The organism is Conyzicola sp. (assembly GCF_057073975.1).
The window spans coordinates 1-5,140 of the sequence record NZ_JBXMIS010000106.1 but is presented as its reverse complement, the minus strand read 5'-3'; the positions used below and the strand labels follow the sequence as shown (position 1 = coordinate 5,140).

Below are 5,140 nucleotides of genomic sequence, written 5' to 3'. Positions count from 1 at the left end.
GACCACCCCGCTGTCGCGGTACCGGAGGGTGAGCGAGGCGACCTCGTCGACCCGGTGCTCCTGGCGCATGGCGCTGACGATCTGGGTCACGGTTATCTGGATGCCGTCCGCGGCCAGCTCGCGCGTGGCATCCGCGATTCCCGCACTGGCGGCCTCGATCGCGGCTTCCATCGTGAGCCCCTGCTCCGTCGACTTCTCCGGCGCCCAGCGCACCTCGGCGTGGATGACGCCGTCGGCGGCCTGGTCGAGCACGTACTCCCGGGCGACCCGGTGGATGCCAGCCTCGGTCTGCATGACTGCGGTCGTCAGCGGGAAGATCTCGAGATAGCGCTCGAGCGACTTGGAGTCCGCGCGCTCGGCGATCCAGCCGCGCAGCTCGTCGGCGTCCGTCGTCGGAAGGGCGACGCCGAGGTCGGCGGAGAGCTCGATGACGGTCTCCGGTCGCACGCAGCCGTCGAGGTGCTCGTGAAGGGAGACCTTGGGGAGGGAGGTGAGCTCCATCATTACCCGCCCTGCTTCTCCGGGTTGCCAGGCCGCACGGCGGCGGTCTCTGCGACATCGATGCGGGTCGCGCCGCTGGGAGCGGTGCTCGTCTCGATGCGCGGTGCGGCATCCGACTCGTCGGCTTTCGGGGCGGTCGTCAGCTGGTCGTGGCGCTTCTCGTCGTCGGACATCTGGTCAGTCAGCTCAGCCATGCCCGAACGCTAGCACCGCGGGCCGAGGGTTCCCCTCGCACGAGACGCGGCGTAGCGTGGCTCTCACCATCGGTCGACCGACGGTCGGCCACACGACCTGAGGAGAGCACTGCGATGAGCATGATGGCAGACATGATGAAGTCCATGCCCGCGATGGACACCGGCATGGCCATGGATATGGACATGATGCAGCGATGTATCGAGACCTGCTCCGCGGCGGCTCAGGCGGCGACGATGTGCGCCGACGCAGACCTGACCGACTCGATGGCGCGCTGCGGCGCGATGTGCATGAACACCGCCGACGTTGCCACGGCGATGATGCGCATGATGATGCGGCCGAACGGCTACGACATGGCGGTCATGGTTCCCATGCTCGACGCCTGCGTTGCCATGGGGGCGGCCTGCGCCGCCGAATGCCGCATGCACGCCGACATGCACGACCACTGCCGCATCTGCGCGAAGGCGTGCGAGGCGATGGTCGAGGCGTGCTCGGCCATGGCTGCCTCGATGCGGTAGCTAGCGGTTTCTGACGCTGTGCAGCTCGCCGTTCGCGGCGAGGGCCTCGGCGACGGGGTGCCATGCGACGGGTGCGCCGACCTCGGCGACAACCGCGTGGTTCCACAGGCGGATGAGCGCGCCATCGAGCAGGGCGATGGTGAGCCCGGCCGAGTCGGTGCCGACGACGATGCCGTCGCGCCAGAAGCTGGGGGCCGCGGCGGCGACGGAGCGCTGTGCCGCGAGCAGGCTGTGACCGGCGCGGCCGCTCATGCACACAGACGCGGTGCAGGCGTCGGTGGCGAGGCGGGTAGCGGTCGAGTCGTCCATGCGTTCGAGGGTAGGTCGGGGGTGCTGGCCTGTCACCTGCCCGCGAAACACGGCGTAACGGGATGCCCCGCCGGGTACCGTCGAGACAGTGAGCGGAGCGATTGAAAACCTAGGTACTGAGAGCCGGGTCTTCCCGCCGTCCCAGGAGTTCGCCGCGACCGCGAACGTCGGAGCGGAGGCCTGGGCCGACGCCGCCGACCCGGTCGAGTTCTGGCAGCGCCAGGCCGCCCGCCTCGACTGGCACGAGCCGTGGCACACCGCCCACTCGTGGACGCCGGCCGATGAGCACGGCACCATCCCGGCCGCCGAGTGGTTCGCCGGTGGCACGCTCAACGTCGCCGTCAACTGCGTCGACAGACACGTGGATGCCGGCAACGGCGAGAAGGTCGCCATCCACTTCGAGGGCGAGCCCGGCGATCGCGAGACCATCACCTACGCGCAGCTGCAGGTGCGCGTGGCGAAGGCCGCGCACGCGCTCGAAGCCCTCGGGGTCACCAAGGGCGACCGGGTCGTCGTGTACCTGCCCGTCATTCCGGAGACCATCGTCGTGACCCTGGCGATCGCACGCATCGGCGCCGTGCACTCCCTCGTGTTCGGCGGCTTCTCTGCCGAGGCACTGCGGTTCCGGGTGGAGGACACCGGGGCGAAGCTGCTCGTCACCAGCGACGGGCAGTACCGCCGGGGTGTGGCGGTGCCGGTCAAGGAGGCGGCCGATGCGGCCGTCGCGGGTGTCGCATCCATCGAGCACGTTCTCGTGATCAACCGCACCGACTCGTCGATTCCGTGGACGGAGGGTCGCGACGTCTGGTGGCACGAGCTCGTCGACGCGCAGCCAGAGGTGCACGAGCCGCAGTTCTTCGACGCGGAGACGCCGCTGTTCATCATCTACACGAGCGGAACGACAGGCACGCCGAAGGGCCTCGTGCACACGAGCGGTGGCTACCTCACGCAGGCCAGCTGGAGCCACTGGGCGGTCTTCGACCACAAGGCCGACGATGTCTACTGGTGCACGGCCGACCTGGCCTGGGTCACCGCCCACACCTACGTTCTGTACGGCCCGTTCTCGAACGGCGCCACCTCCGTCATCTACGAGGGCACCCCGAACACCCCGCACACCGGCCGGCACTTCGAGATCGTCGAGCGCTATGGGGTGAGCGTGTACTACACGGCGCCAACGCTCATCCGCACCTTCATGACGTGGTTCCCGGCCGGCCTGCCCGACACCTGGAACCTGTCGAGCATTCGCCTGCTCGGCACGGTCGGCGAGGCCATCAACCCCGAGGCGTGGATGTGGTTTCGTGAGAACGTCGGCTCTGGTCGGGTTCCCGTCGTCGACACCTGGTGGCAGTCAGAGACGGGTGCCGCGATCGTCGCCCCACTGCCGGGAATCACGACGCTCAAGCCCGGCTCTGCCACGAAGGCCCTTCCCGGTCTCACCGTTCGCGTCGTCGACGACGAAGGACGGGATGCCGCGAGCGGCTACATCGTCATCGACGGCACCTGGCCGGCGATGGCCCGCACTGTCTGGGGCAACCCGGAGCGCTACCGCGACTCGTACTGGTCGCGGTTCGCGGCGCAGGGCTTCTTCCTCGCTGGCGACGGTGCGAAGCTCGACGACGACGGCTACGTCTGGCTGCTCGGCCGCATCGACGACGTCATCAACGTCTCCGGACACCGGCTGTCGACCATCGAGATCGAGTCGGCGCTCGTCTCGCACCCGGCGGTCGGCGAGGCCGGCGTCGTCGGCATGACGGATGCGACCACCGGTCAGGCGATCGCCGCCTTCGTCATCCCGTCGCGCCCCGTCGACGACGGGCTGGAGGCGGAGCTGCTCGCCCACGTGACGAGGGAGATCGGCGTGATCGCGCGCCCGAAGCGCATCGTCTTCGTGCCAGACCTGCCGAAGACGCGCTCTGGCAAGATCATGCGCCGCCTTCTCGTCGACCTCATCGACGACCGCCCGCTCGGCGACACCACGTCGCTGCAGGACGAGACGGTTCCGCGGCGGATCGCCGAGCTGCTCTAGAGCTTTCGCGCACATCTGGATCGGGTTAGGCTCGCCACGGAAGCGAGGCACACTCATGGGCAAAGACGCCAAAGACAGGTTCGACCCGCGGTTCGACCCGGCCTTCCAGCCCGGGTTCGACGGTGCGGTCGTTGCAGCGCCGTCTGCGCGCACGACGCGCGATGCCTCGCCCGCCCAGGCCGCTCTCGCACAGCGCGCAGAGGCGGTGGAGCGTGCCATCACCACGAGCAGCCCGGATGACGACGACGAGCCGGCAGACCACCGTCGCCGCCCCAACCCCTTCCTTCTGGCCCTCATCGCCGTGAGCCTCGCGCTCATTGCCGGCGGCCTTGGTGCCGCCCAGTCGGTGCGCGCGCTCTTCGACACGGAGAACATCTCTGTCGAGCTCGACTACATCTCGCTCGAGATGGTCAAGATCGCGGCCCCGCTCGCCGTCGCCCTCGGGGTCGCGATCGGTGCCGGCGTGCTCTTCATCTACGCCATCGACTGGAAGAAGCGGCACGACCACTCCTAGCGGCTAGCGGTTCTCGCGCCGCCACACGATCTTGAGGCCAGACCAGTCATTGTCGATGGCCGCGACCTTGACGTCGACAAGTCCGAGCGGCAGAACGACGTCGCGGATGTGGTTCTCGGTGATGTCTGACACGTGCCCGGCGGCCTTGCGTGGCCAGGCAACCCAGAGGGCACCCGCGGGACGGATGCGCTCGGCCATGGCTGCGACCTGCGCGTCGAGATCCGCCGCAGCGTCGAAGAAGGCCAGCAGCACGTCGACCGACGCGGGTGCCGGGGTGGGGAGTGCGGCATCCGGTGGTGTCTCGAACTGCCACGCGGGCGGCGCACCGACGACGTCGAGGCGCGTGCCAGCAGCGATGCCCAGCTTGCGCAGCTGGGCAGTGCCGGAGTAGCCAGATTCCACAGACACATTGTCAACCGAGAACCGGCTGGTGTGCGTCGTTGTGACATGAGCGTCGACACGAAGGCGAAGGTCCAGCTGGACCTCGAGCACTTCGTCGCGCACGAGTACCCGAAGGTCGTCGCGGCCGTCGGGCTCATCACCGGCGACCGGCAGGGCGCGGCCGATGCCGTGCAGGATGCCATCGTCGGCTTCCTCGCGAAGCCGCCCGCGCATCCGGTCACGAATGTCGCCGCGTGGATCACGGTCGTCGCAAGCAACCGCGTGCGCGACGCCTATCGCCGTCAGGGCGCGGAGAAGCGTGCGCTCGCGAAGCTCGGGCATGTCGAGGAGGGCGTCGACGATGTGGTCGAGCTGCTCGATATCGACGTCAAGAACGCACTCGCGCAGCTGCCGCTGCAGCAGCGGCAGGTGGCGACCCTGCACTACCTGCTCGACCAGTCGGTCGAGACGATCGCCGAAGGACTTGGTGTTAGCACCGGCACTGTGAAGACCCAGCTGCATCGGGCGCGCAAGGCGCTCGCTGCACGACTGAGGAAGGAGGATCACCATGACTGAGCTCGATGACATGCTGCGCGGCTCATTCGCCCGCATCGCGGAGCCTGGTGACCCCACCGGTGTCGCCGCCGCCATCCAGTCACGGGTGGACTCCGGCGACACCGGTACTCCTGCCAGCTCGAG

The 5,140-nt window shown here is 68.7% G+C and carries 8 protein-coding genes; 4 read left to right on the top strand and 4 right to left on the bottom strand.

Going from position 1 to position 5,140, the window contains the following annotated elements:
* A partial coding sequence (locus AC14A7_RS09270; RefSeq protein WP_484008375.1) for an adenosine deaminase family protein occupies positions 1-504 on the bottom strand: 504 nt, incomplete at its 3' end.
* A complete protein-coding gene (locus tag AC14A7_RS09265) occupies positions 504-695 on the bottom strand; it encodes a hypothetical protein (protein ID WP_484008373.1) in 192 nt (63 codons plus the stop codon). The genes AC14A7_RS09270 and AC14A7_RS09265, both read right to left, overlap by 1 nt.
* 114 nt (positions 696-809) lie before the next feature.
* Between AC14A7_RS09265 and AC14A7_RS09260 the strand changes: the two genes are divergently transcribed.
* Positions 810-1,211, top strand: a complete 402-nt coding sequence (locus tag AC14A7_RS09260) for a four-helix bundle copper-binding protein (RefSeq protein ID WP_484008371.1) — start codon at positions 810-812, stop codon at positions 1,209-1,211.
* On the opposite strand, the gene AC14A7_RS09255 is transcribed toward AC14A7_RS09260, so the two are convergent.
* Positions 1,212-1,520: a nuclease gene (locus AC14A7_RS09255; protein WP_484008369.1), complete on the bottom strand. Its 309-nt coding sequence runs from the start codon at positions 1,518-1,520 to the stop codon at positions 1,212-1,214.
* Between the two features lie 88 nt (positions 1,521-1,608).
* Between AC14A7_RS09255 and acs the strand changes: the two genes are divergently transcribed.
* On the top strand, positions 1,609-3,546 hold the full coding sequence (gene acs / locus AC14A7_RS09250) for an acetate--CoA ligase (protein WP_484008368.1): 1,938 nt from the start codon (positions 1,609-1,611) through the stop codon (positions 3,544-3,546).
* Between the two features lie 55 nt (positions 3,547-3,601).
* Positions 3,602-4,060 carry a hypothetical protein gene (locus AC14A7_RS09245; protein ID WP_484008366.1) on the top strand — a complete coding sequence of 153 codons (459 nt, stop codon included), beginning with the start codon at positions 3,602-3,604 and terminating at the stop codon, positions 4,058-4,060.
* Positions 4,061-4,063: 3 nt separating this feature from the next.
* Here AC14A7_RS09245 and AC14A7_RS09240 read toward each other — a convergent pair whose 3' ends face one another.
* A complete protein-coding gene (locus AC14A7_RS09240; protein ID WP_484008364.1) occupies positions 4,064-4,462 on the bottom strand; it encodes a DUF3052 family protein in 399 nt (132 codons plus the stop codon).
* 45 nt (positions 4,463-4,507) lie between these two features.
* Here AC14A7_RS09240 and AC14A7_RS09235 point away from each other — a divergent pair, with 45 nt between their 5' ends.
* Complete coding sequence (locus AC14A7_RS09235; protein WP_484008362.1) at positions 4,508-5,017, top strand: RNA polymerase sigma factor; 510 nt, start codon at positions 4,508-4,510, stop codon at positions 5,015-5,017.
* The last annotated feature ends 123 nt before the right edge of the window (positions 5,018-5,140 follow it).